A 14,950-nucleotide genomic window follows, 5' to 3' on the forward strand; every position below is an offset into this window, starting at 1 on the left:
GGTCTAGAACGGTACGGGTGCGATGTCGACGTCGGCCCGCCGTCCGCTCGCGGAGGCCACCGTCGCGGGGTGCCCCTCGCCGAGCCGGCGACGGAAGCGCGCCAAGGTGTCGATGTGCAGCGCCGTGGCCTCGGTGTCGCGGTCCAGCGCGCGCAGGTCGAGGACCTTGTTGTTGGCGCAGGCCAGTGTGGTCGGGTGGTCCTCGCCGTGGTCCCGGGTCAGGATCTCCAGGGTCCGCTCGTCCAGTTCCAGGGCCTCCGCGTGCCGCCCCTCGGCGGCGTACTGGGTGGCGGTGCCGAGGGCCGCGGTCAGGGTGAGGATGTGCGCCTCGCCCAGGTTCTCGCGCAGCCCGGGCAGCGCCGCCGCCATGTGCTCCCCGGCGGCGACGAGGTCGTCCAGGTGGCGCAGGGTGATGGCCAGGTTGACGCGGGCCGACAGCGTGTACGGGTGGGTGTCGCCGAGCTTCGCCGCGTACCGCGCGACGGTCGCCTCGCCGAGTTCGCGGGAGCGCCGAAGCTGCCCGTCCTGCCGCAGGTCCACGACCAGGTTGGCCGCGCAGGCGACGGCGTCGGGGTGGTCCGGACCGAAACGGTTCACGAACTTCGTCCACACGGCCTCGCCGAGCTCCAGCGCCCCGGCGTGGTCGCCGGCGCGGCGGCGGCACACCGCGAGGACGCGGGCGCAGCCGAGGCTGGCCGGGGTGTCCTCGCCGAAGTGGAGGAGGTAGCGGGCGTAGACGTCCTCCTGGTGGGCGGCGCCCTCCAGGTAGTCGCCGGTCTCGCGGATGTCGATGGACAGGCCGCTGAGGGTGTTCAGGGTGTCGAAGTGGTTCTCGCCCAGGTTGAGCGCGCGCAGCCGGGCCGTCTCCGTGTCGTACGTGCGCGCCTCCCGGTAGAGCCCCATCAGGCGCAGGCCGACGCCCAGGCTGTGGGCGGCGCGGAGGGCGGCCGGGTCGTCCTCGCCGAAGGCCCGCAGGGAGCGCTCGTACACCGACCGGTTGATCTCCAGGCCCCGGGCCATCTCGGCGCGCAGCCGCAGACCGCTGCACAGCTGGATGAGGGCGTCGAGGGTGCCCTCGTCGTCCTCGCCCGCGGTCCGCAGGTACGTGTCCGCGGTGCGCTGCATCATGGCGGCCGCTTCCTGGTACTCGCCGAGCGTGCGCAGCATGAAGGCGAGCCACTTCGCCATCTCCAGCGTCTGCTGGTCCTCCTCGCCGAACTTCTCGGTCCAGATCTCCAGCGCCTCGCGGGCCATCTTCGCCGAGCCCGCGTGGTCTCCCCAGACGAAGAGGAACTCGACCATGCCGCGGATCAGGCCGCGCACCCAGGGGGACTCGCACTCCACGGCCCGTGACATCACGACGTGCGGGAGCAGCGACTGGTAGCGGGGCCAGAGCTCGCGCGAGCCGGGGCTGTTGGGGTTGGCGTCGGCGAGCAGCAGGTGCGCGCCGTGCCGCATGTCCGCCTGCTGTTGCGGGGACATGCGGTTGACCAGCACGGCCTGGACCAGGCGGTGCAGCTGGATGGTGTCGTGCCGGTGCTCGATCCGCGCCAGGGCGTAGACGTTGATCTCGCGGATGGCCCGGCCGAGCTTGATCGGGGTCCGCAGGGCGTCGTCCAGCTCGGGGGCGATCGTGGTGCTCCGCGAGTTGTTGAACAGGGAGCGCGAGATCGGCTCGGGGGCGAAGAAGGAGCAGACCTGCAGGAGTTGGAGGGCCGCGGGGTTGCGCTGTTCGAGCTGGCGCAGCGAGACGTCCCAGGCGGCTGCCACCGACATGGGGTAGTCGGGCGACGGAACGAGTTCGAGCATCAGTTCCGCGATCTTCTCGTTGATCAGCCGCAGGTAGTCGGGTACGGCCATCCCGGTCACGGCCTGCCAGGCCGCCGCCTGCTCGATGGCGAGCGGCAGGTCGCCCAGGGCCTCGGCGAGCTTGTCGGCGTCCTCGTCGCTCAGGTCGCGGGCGCGCCGGCGGAGCAGCGCCTTGCTCTCCTCGCGGGTGAAGACGTCCACGGACAGCGTCCTGGCCACCCGGTCCCACTCCTGGTTCCGGGAGGTGATGAGGATCTTCCCGGTGCCGCCGGTGGGGAAGTAGGGGCGTACGGCCTCCACGTTCTCGGCGTTGTCGAACACCAGGAGCCACCTGCTGTAGGGCTCTCCCCGGCGCAGCGCCTCGCGGACGGCGGGCACGGCCCGGTTGGCCTCGGCGCTCACGTTCAGGCCCATGCGCTGGGCGAGTTCGGTGAGCGCGGTGAGGATCATCGTCGGCTGCTCGGACGGGATCCACCAGACGATGTCGTAGTCGGACGCGTACCGGTAGACGTACTCGATGGCGATCTGCGATTTTCCGACGCCGCCCATGCCGTGCAGCGTGTGGGGCAGCACCGCCGAGGTGTCGCCGGTCAGCAGCTGCTCGCGGACCTGCGCGAGGAGTTCCTCCCGGCCCACGAAGTTGGGGTTGTTCGGGGGGACGTTGCCCCAGACGGAGGGCACGGCGTTGTGCGGCCGGGGTGGCTGCGGCACGGCAGGGCCCGGGACCGGCGTGCCGGTTGGCGGGGTCGGGTGGGCACTGGACTGCCCGTCGGGACTCGGGGCCGGAATCGACTGGATCCGGGTCCCGTTCAAGGTCCCTCCCTCTTCGCGCTGGTGCTGACTGGCAGTGCTGTCGGTCATCGCAAGGCCGCCCGTGTCGGAATTTTCTGGTGTATTGCGGATATGGTGGACCAAAGCCGGGGTGTTCGGTGCGACCGACCCTCCCGGCGAACTCCCCGCCAGGGCGGCGCTGATCCGGTGGGCCCGGAGCAGGTACGGCCCGGACAGGGCACGGAGGATCGCCAGTTCGACGCGCACGAAGGGGAGGCTCTCCGCCGTCAGGGGCGGGTCGGGTGCCTCCTCCGGGGCGAGCAGGGCGCCGTGCAGCCCCCGCGCGGCCTCGGAGCGGGCGCCGTAGAAGTCGGACACCGAGCGCGCCACCCGCGCGGTGTCCGCCCGCATCGCGCCGGCCAGCAGCGCCTCGCGCGCCCCGTCGACGAAGTCGAGCGGGGCCGCCTGGGTGACGGAGGCCGACGGTTCCTCGGGCGGGGCCTCCTGGACCAGTCCGCTCAGGAACAGCTCGGCCACATGGACCGGCCGCGCCTCCGGCACGAGGGCGCGCCGCACGTCCCGCACCAGGTCGGGCTCCAGGATCGCGGCGGCCAGATGGGTGGCGAGCCGGAACGCGGTGGGGGTGGCGTGGCTGCGGAACCGGCGGAGGCGCTCCTGGACCGACGGCACCGGCGGGGGCGGCGGCTCGGCGACCTCCGGCTCGGCGCGCTCGGGTGCGCCGAGGAGCAGGACGGTGGCGTCGAGCCGCCCGGAGTCCTCGCCGGCCACCATGGAGGCCCAGCGGCCCAGCCACTCGGCGGTGAGCTCCAGTACCGGGACGGCCACCCGCCAGGTGTCCGGCGGTGGGTCGAACGGGTCGCGCTCCTCCGGCGGGAAGGACACCGACAGTTCGCTGTTGCGGGCTCCGGCGCGCGGGCTGCGCAGCCGCACCCGCCAGGGCGTCAGCGCGGTGCGGTGCCAGTCCCGCTGGGAGAGCAGGTGCACCATCGCCGTCGGCCCGGCCGTCGCCCAGACCTCCAGGGCCGCCAGGCCCGCCCCGGTCGACCACAGCGGTCCCAGGGCGTCGGTCAGGACGAGGATGATGCGCCGGCCGGTCCGGTCCGCCAGCTCGGCGGGGACACCGACGGCGTCGTCCCCGTACGGGCTGTGCAGCACGGCCTCCTCGCTCCCGGCGGTCCCGCGCAGGCCGAGGCGCCGGACGCGTACGTCACGGAAGGCCCCCAGCTGCTCGGCCACGGCGGTGAACTCGGCGATCGTCTGCTCCCAGATCGCCATGGTCGCGTGGTCGTCCACGACGAGCACCAGGTCGAAGCGCCGCTCGTCCGCCGACCGGATCCGGGGCATCCACAGGCCGGCCTCGGCGGCGTGCTCGGCCGTGGCCTCCTCGTCCAGCTCGACGTCGGTCCTGGAGGGGACCACCTGTTTCAGCGGGCGCAGCCGACGGCTGATGTCCCGCGCGTCGCGCAGGTCCGGCAGCGGCTCGGCCCGGACGTGCACGTCCCGGAACTCCTGTACGAGGTGGAAGGCGGACGTCGACGGTCTTCGGGGCGGGGGCGGGTCCGAGTCGCCCCGCGCAGGGGGCTCGGGCCGGACGCCGCCGGGCACCCCGTCCGGACCCTCGGGCCCGGGCCCCGGCGGCGTGCCGTCCGGGGTTCCGTTCCGCGGCGGCCGTTCGCCGTTCTCGGGCGGCCCGGGGAGATCGGGCAGGGTCACCGGCCGGGGCCGCGGCGGCTCGGTGGAGGGGGGAAGCCGGGCGGCGAGCGTCTGGTACGCGTGCAGCCACAGCGCCTCCGCGACTTCGAAGGCCTCCGGAAGCGAACGGGCGTCGTCATCCATCAGGGTGCTCCCGAGAGTTGACGCCAGAGGGCGTCCAGAAGCTCGCTCCAGGCCTCGTCGTCCTCCCGCACGCCCGCCGTCCGGAGGAAGATCGCGTTCAGCAGCTGGTCCGTGGCCAGCCCGCCGTGCTCCTTGCTGCGCTCCATGAACGCCTTGATCATGGCGTCGTGCCGGCCGCCCTGGTCGCGGAAGTGGGCGGCGATCATGGCGGCGAGCTGGTCCTCGCGCGGAGGGGAGACGTTCAGCCGGACGCAGCGGCGGAGGAAGGCCGGAGGGAACTGCCGCTCCCCGTTGCTGGTGATCACGATGAACGGGAACGCCCGGCACCGCACCCGCCCGTCGGTCACCGTGACCGTGCCGTCCGGGTCGTCGGTGAACACCTGGGCGCGGCCCTCGTGGTGGCGGGCGCGGACCAGCTCGGGGATGTCGTAGGAGCCGTTCTCCAGGACGTGCAGGAGGTCGTTCGGCAGGTCGATGTCGCTCTTGTCCAGCTCGTCGATGAGCAGGACGCGGGGGAGCGCGTAGGGCAGGAGCGCGGTCCCCAGCGGGCCGAGCCGCACGAAGTCCCCGATCCTCGCGGCGCTTCCGCCGTCGTCCGTATCGCCGCTGACGTGCGGGAGCGGCTGGGACGCGTCGTCCGGGGAGCCGGACGCCTGGGCCGGCACGGGGGCGCCCGTGACCGGGGCGCCGGTCCGGATCCGCCCCAGGGAGGCCTGGGCGCGGCCGATGGCGTCGTACTCGTACAGGCCGGAGCGCAGGGTGCTGCGCGACGTGATGCCCCAGTGGAGGACGCGGCCCAGGCCCAGCTCGCGGGCCACGAGGTAGGCGAGGGTGGACTTGCCGATGCCGGGCCGGCCGGTGACCAGCAGGGGCCTGCGGAGCAGCAGGGCCGTGTTGATCAGGTCGATGTCGTGCGGGTCCTGCCGGGGGGTCGCGCGGCCGACGGCGCCGAGCCGGCGGTCGGTCTCGGCGCTCTCGGCCGGTACGGGCGGCAGCACGGGACCGCCGTCGAAGTCCCGCCAGCCGGGGGGCGACGGCAGGATGTCGCCGAGGCGGATGTCCCTCAACGGCTGTCCGGTGCCTCGGTAGATCCACCAGCTGCGGCTGGTGACGGGGCCTCCGTTCCGGTCGCCGTGGACCGGGTGTGGGACACCGTTCATGATTCCCCCTCTTCGTCGTGTCCGCCGCGCGCGTTCCAGGCGTCCACCCCTGGCGAGCCGGACCAGTCGACGAGGCGGTTCGGGTCGTCGAAGAGAACCGCGACGTGCCGTCCCACGTGGACGTCCCGTTGTGCCGCGGCGGCGGTGGCCGCCTCGTGCCGTAACTGCTGGACGCGCTGCGGAAGTTCGATCGCCCTGCCCTTCAACAGCTTCCTGGCGCGCTTGCGGAAGTCGGCGGGCGCCGCCGGGCGGCGGTCCCACACGGCCATCGGTACCCCGGCGAACAGGGCCGATTCCAGCGAGGCCCGGCTGCCGCCGGAGTCCGGCAGCGGGGGAGCGTTGAGGGCGACGGAGACCAGGCGTTCGTCGGTGGCGAGCGTGCTGGCCCACTGGCTGGGGTCGTGACCGCGGCTGCCGGCCGTGTCCCAGTGGCAGACGGTGTCGGAGCTGTCCAGGAGCTGCTGCCAGCGGTTGTGCCACCGTCGGTGGAGCTGCGGTTTGCGCATGCGTTCCAGGCTGCGCAGCACCACCGGGTAGCTCAGGCAGAGGGCGGTCGAGACGGGCGAGTCGGAGGCCACCGGCAGCCACTCCATCGGGTGGTTCAGCAGGTGCACGGGGAGGACGAACTCCATCACCGGCCTGCCGGGACGCCCGGCCCAGTCCTGCTCCGCCTGGTCGACCAGCTGTTCCACCACGGAGCCGACCTCGCGCAAGGACACGAGCCGGTCCTCTCCGCGCTCCGGCCGCCAGGGGCCCGGTCGGATCTGGCGCCAGTGGGAGAGCAGGTACCGGTCCGGATCCATTCCGTGTCTGCACAACTGGACAACGAGGCAGGCGGGCGCTGGTTGTGCCGCCGGGCCGCGGGCGACGTCCGCGCGCAGGGCCTTCAGCTGCGTCGTCAGGGAGAGACCGGCGGCCTGGGCGTTGTTCCATTCGCGCAGGCCCGTGGCGGTCTGCCGGTGGGCGTCGGATCCGTCGAGCGCCGTGGCCACGTGCTCGACCAGGACCATCACCGGGAGCAGACCGTCGGGGCGGGCGTTGACCCGGCTGAGGAAGTCGAAGGCCTCGCCCAGGGTGGAGACGGGGCGGGGCGGGAGGGTGACGTCGCCGGCCGCCGCGTAGAGCGTTCCGTGGGCGTCGAGGTGGCGGACCTGGGCGAGCAGGGCGCGTACGTCCCGTGCCGCCGCTTCGGGCAGGACCTCGAGCAGCGGGGGCGCGGTGGTGACGAGCTCCCGGATCCGCAGGACGGGGGTGGACCCGGGGTCGTAGACGTTCAGGGTGTCGAGCAGCTCGCGCAGTCCGCGCGGTTCGCGCAGGCAGGCGCGGACGATCTCCAGGACCTCCAGGCGCGTCCGGCCGTGCCGTTGGACGTTGCCCAGTTCGGGTAACCGTTCCGTGAGCATGCTGATGAGCAGATCGCGCCCGCCGGGGGCGTCGAGCCCTGTCACCGCGCACATCTGATCCACCAGCTCACGCTCGAATTCCGGTGCGTAAGCGCCGTGGCCCTCATCGAACAAAAGCCCCCCCGTCACGGCTCCGATGCCCCAACTCCTCTTAAGGAGACGGTCAGTCCGGGCGCCGTTCGCCCACCCCCCAGGGTATGGCCCGGGCCTGACGCTTCGCCACCCCGAGTGCCGGGTTGCTTCGCTTCCGGCTACTCGACGACGAGCTCCACCGTGATGTTGCCCCGGGTGGCCTTCGAGTACGGGCAGAAGGCGTGGGTCTTCTCCAGGAGGGCGGTGCCGGCCTCGCCCTGCAGGTGGTCGGGGAACTCGGCGCGCATGATGACGGCCAGGCCGAAGCCGCCGTCGGCGGGGTCCTTGCCGATGGAGACCTCGGCGGTGACGGAGGCCTCGGAGATGTCGATCTTCTCCTGGCGGGCCACGACGCCCATGGCGCTGGCGAAGCAGGCCGCGTAGCCGGCGGCGAAGAGCTGCTCGGGGTTGGTGCCCTGGCCGTTGCCGCCGAGGGCCACGGGGTGGGCGAGGGGGAGGTCGAGGTGGCCGTCGGAGCTGACGGCGCGGCCCTCTCGGCCGTTGGCGGTGGCGACTGCGGTGTAGATCGCGTCCATGGGGAGTCCTCTCCTCGGCCCCTCAGTGAGGGGGTGTGTCGTGCTGCCTCCGCAATTATTAGCGTGCCATTAAGTTGCGCACAACTTAATGGCGTGTGATGCACGTCTCCCGTACCCTGGACCCCATGGACCGACCCACCACCGACCGACCCGCCGGCGAGGACTTCCTCCGGCTCGACAACCAGATCTGCTTCTCCCTGCACGCCGCCACCCGTGCCTTCAACGGCGTCTACCGGGGCGCGCTCAAGGAGCTCGGGCTCACCTACCCCCAGTACCTGGTGATGCTGGTCCTCTGGGAACAGGGCGAGCTCCCCGTGAAGGGGATCGGGGAGCGGCTGCACCTCGATTCCGGCACCCTCTCGCCGCTGCTCAAGCGCCTGGAGGCGGCCGGTCACGTCGAGCGGCGGCGCAGCGCCGAGGACGAGCGCTCCGTCACCGTGCGAGTCACCGAGGAGGGGGCCGCGCTGCGGGAGAAGGCCCTCGGGGTGCCGCGCGGGATCGCCGCCGCGACCGGGCTCGACCTGGCGGAGATCCAGGAACTGCGCGACCGGCTGCACGCCCTCGCGGCCCGGCTGGACGCGGTCGACCCGGACGACGTGGCGCAGTGCGTCGGCGCGGTCCCTGCGCCCGACATCTAAATGTAAGGATCGGTTCAGCCCTCCGGTCCTATACTCGGGCCATGCCCGACATCACCCTCCGGCGCGCCACCGCCGCCGACGCCAAGCGGCTCACCCAGCTCGTCCGGACCTCCTCCGCCTACGCGGGCGAGTACGCGGTCATGGTCGACGGCTACCAGGTCGGCGGGGCGTACATCGAGCACCACCCCGTCCACGTCGCCGTCGACGCCGACGACCGGGTGCTCGGCTTCTACGCCCTGCTCCTCGACGAGGCCGAGCTCGACCTCGCCTTCGTCGCCGACCGGGCCCAGGGCCTCGGCATCGGCCGGATGCTCATCGAGCACATGATCGCCGAGGGGCGCGCCGCCGGCCTCGACTCGATACGGGTCGTCGCCCACCCGCCCGCCGAGGAGTTCTACCTGCGCACCGGCGCCCGCCGCACCGGGACCGTCCGGCCCGCCGGACGCATCTTCTGGGCCCGCCCCGAGCTGCGCTACGACCTCGCCCGCACGGCCGACGCCGCGTGACCGCCACCCAGGAGGCGGGGCCCGGCAGCCGCAGGGTCTTCGCCGACCTCACCCCGCTGCGCGTCTCCGCCGACTACCGCCGCCTCTGGTTCGGCAACACCGTCACCTGGGTCGGTCAGGGCATGACGACCCTGGCGATCTCGCTGCAGGTCTACGACATCACCCGCTCGCCGTTCGCCGTCGGCCTCGTCGGGCTCTTCTCGCTCGTCCCGCTCGTCGTCTTCGGCCTGTACGGCGGCGCCATCGCCGACACCGTCGACCGCCGCAAGCTCGGCCTCGCCAGCTCCACGGGTCTGGCCGTGCTCTCCGCCGGTCTCGCGGCCGCCGCGTTCGCCGGCTTCCACCAGGTCTGGTTCCTGTACGCGATCGTCGCCCTCCAGGCGGTCTGCGCCGCGCTCAACTCGCCCGCCCGCAGCTCGATGATCCCGCGGCTGCTGCCGCCCGAGCAGCTGCGCGCCGCCAACGCGCTCAACTCGATGACCACGACCTTCGGCACGCTCGTCGGACCCGGCCTCGGCGGCGTGATCGTCGGCCTGGCGGGCTACCAGGCCGCGTACCTCATCGACGCGATCGCCTTCTCCGCCTCCCTCTACGCGATGTGGCGGCTGCCCTCGATGCTGCCGGAGCGCACCGGCGCCAAGAGGGCCTCCGTCCTCGACGGGCTGCGCTTCCTGGCCACCCGGCCCAATCTGCGCATGACGTTCTTCTCCGACTTCTGCGCGATGATCCTCGCCCACCCCCGCGCGCTGTTCCCGGCCGTCGCCGTGCTCTGGTACGGCGGGGACGCGCGCACCACCGGACTCCTCGTCGCCGCGCCGGCGTTCGGCGCGCTCCTCGGCGGTGTGCTGTCCGGCTGGCAGGGCCGGATCCGCCACCACGGGCAGGCGATCCTGCTCTCCGTCGCCGCCTGGGGCACCGCGATCGCCGCCTTCGGCCTCACCCGCAACCTGTGGCTCGGGCTGCTGCTGCTCGCCGTCGCCGGGTACTCCGACACCGTCTCCATGATCTTCCGGAACACGATGATGCAGGTCGCTGCCCCGGACGAGATGCGCGGCCGGCTGCAGGGCGTCTTCATCGTGGTCGTGGCCGGCGGCCCCCGGCTCGGCGACTTCCTCGCCGGGTCCGTCGCCGACCTGACCTCGCCGGCCGTGGCCATCACCGGCGGCGGCCTCGCCTGCGTCCTCGCCATCGGCCTGCTCGCCCTCCACGGCCAGGGCTTCCGGCGCTACGACGCGCACAACCCCACGGCCTGAGATGGCGGTTGGCCGCCCCAGCACATGGCCGCCGGGCGAAGCACCCTGGAGCGGCGCGGCGGCCGGTCGGTCCGCCGGGGCGGCGGCCGGGTGCCCGTGCGGGTCTTCGCCGAGTACGTGAAGGGCGCGACCGGCACCGGCGCCCTCGGCGGGAACCGGCTGGAGGCGTCCTACGACGAGGGCGTGACCTGGACGAAGGTCGCGCTCGACGGCCGGGGGCGCGGCGAGCTGCGGGTACCGGCCGGCGCCGGGCCGGTCTCGCTGCGGGCGGGCGCGAGCGACGACCGCGGTGGCTCCGTCACGCAGGAGATCATCCGGGCGGTGGGCGTGAAGTGACGGGCGCCCCCGCCGAACGGGTCATCCCGGCGGCGGGCCAGGGCGCGGGCGCTTGCCGACGGCCTATGCCACGGAGAGGCTCCGCATGAGCAACTCCGCTCGTCAGGAGGTTTTTCATGCGCAAGTTCATCGCCTCGGCCGCCCTGGCCGCCGCCGTCGTCCTCTCGGGCTCGGGCACCGCCCTCGCCCACGGGTACTACGACGAGGGCGACGGTCCCAACGTGGTGACCGTGGTGGACCACACGGTCGTCGTCTGCGAGGACTTCAGCTACTGCGCCGGCGACATCGGCTGACCGGAGCCCGCACCGCGGCGGAGCCCCCTCACCCCGAGGGGGCTTCGCGCTGCCCCGGGTCCGCCCGGACGATCCCCCGTACGAGGCCGAGCTCCACCAGGTCCTGGGGACGCAGCCGGAGCTCGTCCGCCGTGGCGGGGACCTGCTCCCGGGGGCGCTTGAGGATCTGCGCGGCCGGCTCGGGCGCGATGACGGAGAAGTAGCTGTCCGGTGTGGCCCAGGTGTTGCCGGGTGCCGCGAGCGCGAGCGCCCCGCCGGATCCGCCCTCGCCGACGAGCAGCGACGTGACGGGGACGCGGGCCCCGGCGACGGCGGCGAACGCCGCCGCGACGGCCGGGCCCGTCCCGGCCCGCTCGGCGGCGGCGTCGTTGGCCGCGCCGGGTGTGTCGATCAGCGTCAGGACCGGGATCCCGAGCCGGTCGGCGAGCCCCACGAGCCGCGCGACGGTCCGGAAGCCGGCGGGCCGGGTCGCCCCGCCGTCCTGTGCGGCGTAGGCCACGACCTGCCCCTCGCGCACCCCGAAGCCGCACTCCACCCCGGGATCCACGCCCCCGGCCCGGTCCCCGCGGACCGCCGCGCGGACCTCGAAGTACGCGTCCAGGTAGGCCCCGGCGCGCGGCCGGTCGGCGGCACGCGCCGCCCGCACGGCCGCCCACCCGGTGGCGGGCAGGCCGAGACGGCCGAGCGCGTGGGGCGGGGGAGCGGGGGCCGCTGCGGACCCGGCCGCCGGGCGCAGGAGCCGCAGCCACAGCGCCAGGGTCTCCCGCAGCCGCTCGGGCGGGACGAGCGCGTCCACGTGTCCGTGGGCGTGCTGGTCCTCCGCCGTGTACGCGGCGGGGTCGGCGTCCGGGGGCCGCACGCGGGAGCCCGCGAAGGCGACCTGGGCGGTGGGCAGGGCCAGCACGACGTCGGCGCCCGCACCGAGGGTGGCCCAGCCGCCGCCGGTCGTCGGGTCGCGCAGCACGGCCACGTGGGCAACGCCCGTCGCGCGCAGCCGGACGGTCTCGGCGGCGACGCGCTGCAGCTGGGTGAGGGCGATCATGCCCTCCTGCATACGGCTGCCACCGGTCGCGACCAGAGACACCAGCGGGAGCCGCCGTTCGGCCGCCGTACGGAACGCCGCGACGAGCCGGTCGCCCGCCGCCCGGCCGAGCGAGCCGCCGAGGAAGCCGAACTCGAAGACCACGAGGACGCAGCGGATCCCGCCGACGGTCGCCGTGCCGTACCGCACCGACTCGTCCTCACCGGTGCGCGCGGCGGCCCGGGCCCGGGAGGCGTCGTAGCCGGGCCAGCCGATCGGCCCGTCGGCGCCGGCCGGACGGCCGGGCCCGGCCGGGTCGTCCTCCGGTCTCCGGTCCTCCGCGGACGCGGGTGCGGGCGCCTCGGGCGCCTCGTCCTCCGGGAACCGGTCCTCCCGTGCCGTCCGGTCCGGTGCCGAGGGGGCGGTGAGCGGGACGAAGTCGTCCGCCACCAGCGCGACCGCCTCCCGGGCGGAGAGCCGCTCAGCCACGGGAGGGCTCCCGGAGGGCCTTCTTCAGGACCTTGCCCATGTCGTTGCGGGGCAGCGCCGTCAGGTAGCGGACCTCGCGGGGGCGCTTGTGCGGGGCGAGCTGGGCCGAGACGTGCGCGGCGAGCGCGTCCGCCGCCGGCGGGGCCTCGGGGTCAGCGGGGACCACCCAGGCCACGATCCGCTCGCCCAGGTCGGGGTCGGGCTCGCCGGTCACGGCGGCCTCGCGCACGTCCGGGTGGTCGAGCAGCGTGTTCTCGATCTCGCCGGCGCCGATCTTGTACCCGCCGCTCTTGATGAGGTCGGTCGCCTTGCGGCCGACGATCCGGACGTGGCCGTCGCGCTCGCGCACCCCCATGTCCCCGGTGCGGAACCAGCCGTCCTCGGTGAAGGCGGCCGCCGTCGCGTCGGGACGGTTGAGGTACGCGGAGAACAGGTTCGGGCCGCGCACCTGGATCTCGCCGACCGTCTCGCCGTCGTAGGCCTCCGCCCCGAGGACCGAGCCGTCCTCCTCGGCCAGGCGCAGCTCCACCCCGCCCAGCGGCAGCCCCACCGAACCGGGGCGGGGCTCAGAGCCGACGAGGACCGACGTGTTCATCAGGGTCTCGGTCATGCCGTAGCGCTCGACCACCGTCCGGCCCGTCGCCGCCCGGATGCGCTCGTGGTCGTGGACCGGGAGCGCCGCCGAGCCGGAGACGAGCAGCCGGGCCTTCGTCAGGGACCGGACCGATGCGGGGTCGTGGGGGAGCGCCTCGGCGAGCCGGTGGTACATGGTCGGCACCCCGAACAGCATCGTGCCGCCGCCGTCCCCGAGCTCCTTCGTGACGCCCTCGACGGAGAAGCCGCCCAGGTGGCGCAGTTCGCCGCCGCGCCGCAGCGGGCCGAGGACGCCGAGGACGAGCCCGTGGACGTGGAACAGGGGCAGGCCGTGCACGAGGACGTCCGCGTCCGTCCAGGCCCAGGCGTCCGCGAGGGCGTCGAGGGAGGCGGCGATCGCACGCCGGGACAGCACGACGCCCTTGGGCGGGCCGGTCGTTCCGGAGGTGTAGACGATCAGGGCGGGGGTCTCGGGGTCCTCCGGCTCCGAGCAGGGCGCCGGGACCTGCGCGGTCCCCGTCACGACGTCGATCCGCGGCAGCTCCGCGAGTCCCGCCGGCAGGGCGTCCGCGGCGCCCGCGAGCACGACCCCCGGCGCGCTGTCGCCGAGGATGTGCGCCAGTTCGCGCTCGCCGACGCGGGGGTTGAGCGGGACGGCCGGCACGCCGGCGAGCAGCGCGGCGACGACGCCCACGGCCGTCTCCGCCGTGGGGGTGGCCCAGACGGCGACCCTTCCGGCGGTCAGGAGCCGGGGCGCCAGGGCACAGGCGGCGCGCGCCAGTTCCGCGTACGTCAGGGTGTCGGCGCCGAACCGCAGGGCCGGCCGGTCGGATGCGGCCCTCAGGGCCGGGAACAGGGCGCTCATGGGCGCATTCTGCCCAGCCGTCAGGGACGGCGTGCTGCGACCTTGCTCACGTCCGGCGCGGGCGTGTCGCCGTCGGGGCGCACGTTCCGCATCCTCCCGTACGCGTAGACGCAGCCGGCCAGGGCCAGGTCGGACAGCAGCATGAAGCCGATCGAGTACGAGCCCTTGGCGCTGTAGATCGCGCCCATGACCAGCGGCGGGACGAAGCCGCCGAGGCCGCCCATCGCGCCGACGATGCCGGTCACGCTGCCTACCTGGGGCTGCGGGGTGACCTGGGAGACCAGGGCGAAGACCGCGCCGCTCGCGGTGCCGAGGCCGGCGGCCATGACCAGCAGGGCGATCGTGCCGCCGGGGTCCAGCGGCGGGTCGAAGGCCTGGACGATGGCGAGCAGGGCGACGCCCCCCAGTGCAGCGGAGGTCACCAGGGCCGGGTGGACCCGGTCCGAGAGCCAGCCGCCGATCGGCCGGAAGACGACGGTCACCACGGCGAATCCGGCGGCCTTGGTCCCCGCGTCGGTCGGGTCGAGCTCGTACCAGGTCTTCAGATAGGTGGGCAGGTAGACACCGAAGGCGACGATGCCGCCGAAGCCGATCGCGTACAGCGCCGACAGCTCCCAGGTCACCCGCAGCCGGCCGGCCCGGCCGAGGCGGTGGGCGAGGGATTCGGAGGGGATCGGCCGGTCGGGGCGGTCGCTGATGAGGAGCGCGGCGAGGACGGCGTACGCGGCGAGGGCGACGGCCACGACGACGAACGGCAGGTCCTCGCCGTGCTCGGCGATCCGCGGGGTGAAGTAGCCGGAGAGCGCCACGCCGCCCATGCCCATGCCGAAGACGCCGAGCGCGAAGCCGCGCTTGGCGGGTGGGAACCAGGAGTTGACCAGCGGGATGCCGATGGCGAAGGTCGTGCCGCCGAGCCCGAGCAGGAAGGCGACGACCAGCAGCAGGCCGTAACTGTCCTTGACGACGATCAGGAGCAGCACGGGCACGATCGTCAGCGCCGACACCAGCGGGAACATCAGCTTCGCGCCGTACCGGTCGGTGAGCGCGCCGGCCGGGATCCGGCCGAGCGAGCCGACCAGGACGGGGATCGCGACGAGCAGCGACTGCTCGAAGGAGCTGAGCGAGAGCCGGTCGCCGTACCAGCTGGCGAGCGGCGCGATGAGGTCCCACGCCCAGAAGGTCAGGGTGAAGCCGACGGTGGCCAGGAGCAGGTTGCGGTAGGCGGCCGCGGGGATCTTCGCTTCGGTGTCCACGCGTTCAGTCAAGATCCCGAAGGCGGGCGCGGCG

12 protein-coding genes are annotated in these 14,950 nt (G+C 73.9%); 5 read left to right on the forward strand and 7 right to left on the reverse strand.

Annotation, left to right across the window (positions count from 1 at the left end; translation table 11 throughout):
• Positions 1 to 3: 3 nt before the first annotated feature.
• From fxsT to AB0M16_RS12995, 4 genes are all read right to left on the reverse strand, one after another.
• On the reverse strand, positions 4 to 4,437 hold the full coding sequence (gene fxsT / locus AB0M16_RS12980; protein ID WP_365341959.1) for an FxSxx-COOH system tetratricopeptide repeat protein: 4,434 nt from the start codon (positions 4,435 to 4,437) through the stop codon (positions 4 to 6).
• Complete coding sequence (locus tag AB0M16_RS12985; RefSeq protein WP_365341961.1) at positions 4,437 to 5,597, reverse strand: MoxR family ATPase; 1,161 nt, start codon at positions 5,595 to 5,597, stop codon at positions 4,437 to 4,439. Before AB0M16_RS12985 ends, fxsT begins: the two co-directional genes overlap by 1 nt.
• Complete coding sequence (locus tag AB0M16_RS12990) at positions 5,594 to 7,054, reverse strand: hypothetical protein (protein WP_365342341.1); 1,461 nt, start codon at positions 7,052 to 7,054, stop codon at positions 5,594 to 5,596. Before AB0M16_RS12990 ends, AB0M16_RS12985 begins: the two co-directional genes overlap by 4 nt.
• A gap of 197 nt (positions 7,055 to 7,251) precedes the next feature.
• Positions 7,252 to 7,668: an organic hydroperoxide resistance protein gene (locus AB0M16_RS12995; RefSeq protein ID WP_365341963.1), complete on the reverse strand. Its 417-nt coding sequence runs from the start codon at positions 7,666 to 7,668 to the stop codon at positions 7,252 to 7,254.
• A 125-nt stretch (positions 7,669 to 7,793) separates the two neighbouring features.
• Between AB0M16_RS12995 and AB0M16_RS13000 the strand changes: the two genes are divergently transcribed.
• The 5 genes from AB0M16_RS13000 to AB0M16_RS13020 all read left to right on the forward strand — a co-directional run bounded on the left by AB0M16_RS13000 (position 7,794) and on the right by AB0M16_RS13020 (position 10,694).
• A complete protein-coding gene (locus AB0M16_RS13000) occupies positions 7,794 to 8,306 on the forward strand; it encodes a MarR family transcriptional regulator (protein ID WP_365341965.1) in 513 nt (170 codons plus the stop codon).
• Between the two features lie 41 nt (positions 8,307 to 8,347).
• On the forward strand, positions 8,348 to 8,812 hold the full coding sequence (locus tag AB0M16_RS13005) for a GNAT family N-acetyltransferase (RefSeq protein ID WP_365341967.1): 465 nt from the start codon (positions 8,348 to 8,350) through the stop codon (positions 8,810 to 8,812).
• On the forward strand, positions 8,809 to 10,065 hold the full coding sequence (locus AB0M16_RS13010; RefSeq protein WP_365341969.1) for an MFS transporter: 1,257 nt from the start codon (positions 8,809 to 8,811) through the stop codon (positions 10,063 to 10,065). Before AB0M16_RS13005 ends, AB0M16_RS13010 begins: the two co-directional genes overlap by 4 nt.
• A 24-nt stretch (positions 10,066 to 10,089) precedes the next feature.
• On the forward strand, positions 10,090 to 10,401 hold the full coding sequence (locus AB0M16_RS13015; RefSeq protein ID WP_365341971.1) for a hypothetical protein: 312 nt from the start codon (positions 10,090 to 10,092) through the stop codon (positions 10,399 to 10,401).
• A gap of 116 nt (positions 10,402 to 10,517) precedes the next feature.
• A complete protein-coding gene (locus AB0M16_RS13020; protein WP_365341973.1) occupies positions 10,518 to 10,694 on the forward strand; it encodes a hypothetical protein in 177 nt (58 codons plus the stop codon).
• A gap of 28 nt (positions 10,695 to 10,722) precedes the next feature.
• On the opposite strand, the gene AB0M16_RS13025 is transcribed toward AB0M16_RS13020, so the two are convergent.
• From AB0M16_RS13025 to AB0M16_RS13035, 3 genes are read right to left on the reverse strand one after another with little or no spacing between them, the layout of a single operon-like run.
• The gene (locus tag AB0M16_RS13025) at positions 10,723 to 12,204 is read right to left on the reverse strand and encodes a carboxyl transferase domain-containing protein (RefSeq protein WP_365341975.1); all 1,482 of its coding nucleotides are present in this window, start codon (positions 12,202 to 12,204) and stop codon (positions 10,723 to 10,725) included.
• Positions 12,197 to 13,663 carry an acyl-CoA synthetase gene (locus AB0M16_RS13030; protein ID WP_365341977.1) on the reverse strand — a complete coding sequence of 489 codons (1,467 nt, stop codon included), beginning with the start codon at positions 13,661 to 13,663 and terminating at the stop codon, positions 12,197 to 12,199. The genes AB0M16_RS13025 and AB0M16_RS13030 overlap by 8 nt, the downstream gene beginning before the upstream one ends.
• Before the next feature lie 20 nt (positions 13,664 to 13,683).
• Positions 13,684 to 14,916, reverse strand: a complete 1,233-nt coding sequence (locus AB0M16_RS13035) for an MFS transporter (protein WP_365341979.1) — start codon at positions 14,914 to 14,916, stop codon at positions 13,684 to 13,686.
• Positions 14,917 to 14,950: the final 34 nt, after the last annotated feature.

The sequence above is a fragment of the Streptomyces sp. NPDC051921 genome, from assembly GCF_040680975.1.
Classification (GTDB): domain Bacteria; phylum Actinomycetota; class Actinomycetes; order Streptomycetales; family Streptomycetaceae; genus Streptomyces.

What these genes read in the sequence shown, in the direction of transcription:
- AB0M16_RS12985 (WP_365341961.1), bottom strand. Translation starts at nt 5,597, where the DNA reads ATGAACGGTGTCCCACACCCGGTCCACGGCGACCGGAACGGAGGCCCC.
- AB0M16_RS13030 (WP_365341977.1), bottom strand. Translation starts at nt 13,663, where the DNA reads ATGAGCGCCCTGTTCCCGGCCCTGAGGGCCGCATCCGACCGGCCGGCC.
- AB0M16_RS12990 (WP_365342341.1), bottom strand. Translation starts at nt 7,054, where the DNA reads ATGTGCGCGGTGACAGGGCTCGACGCCCCCGGCGGGCGCGATCTGCTC.
- AB0M16_RS13020 (WP_365341973.1), top strand. Translation starts at nt 10,518, where the DNA reads ATGCGCAAGTTCATCGCCTCGGCCGCCCTGGCCGCCGCCGTCGTCCTC.
- AB0M16_RS13000 (WP_365341965.1), top strand. Translation starts at nt 7,794, where the DNA reads ATGGACCGACCCACCACCGACCGACCCGCCGGCGAGGACTTCCTCCGG.
- AB0M16_RS12995 (WP_365341963.1), bottom strand. Translation starts at nt 7,668, where the DNA reads ATGGACGCGATCTACACCGCAGTCGCCACCGCCAACGGCCGAGAGGGC.
- AB0M16_RS13005 (WP_365341967.1), top strand. Translation starts at nt 8,348, where the DNA reads ATGCCCGACATCACCCTCCGGCGCGCCACCGCCGCCGACGCCAAGCGG.
- fxsT (WP_365341959.1), bottom strand. Translation starts at nt 4,437, where the DNA reads ATGGATGACGACGCCCGTTCGCTTCCGGAGGCCTTCGAAGTCGCGGAG.
- AB0M16_RS13015 (WP_365341971.1), top strand. Translation starts at nt 10,090, where the DNA reads ATGGCCGCCGGGCGAAGCACCCTGGAGCGGCGCGGCGGCCGGTCGGTC.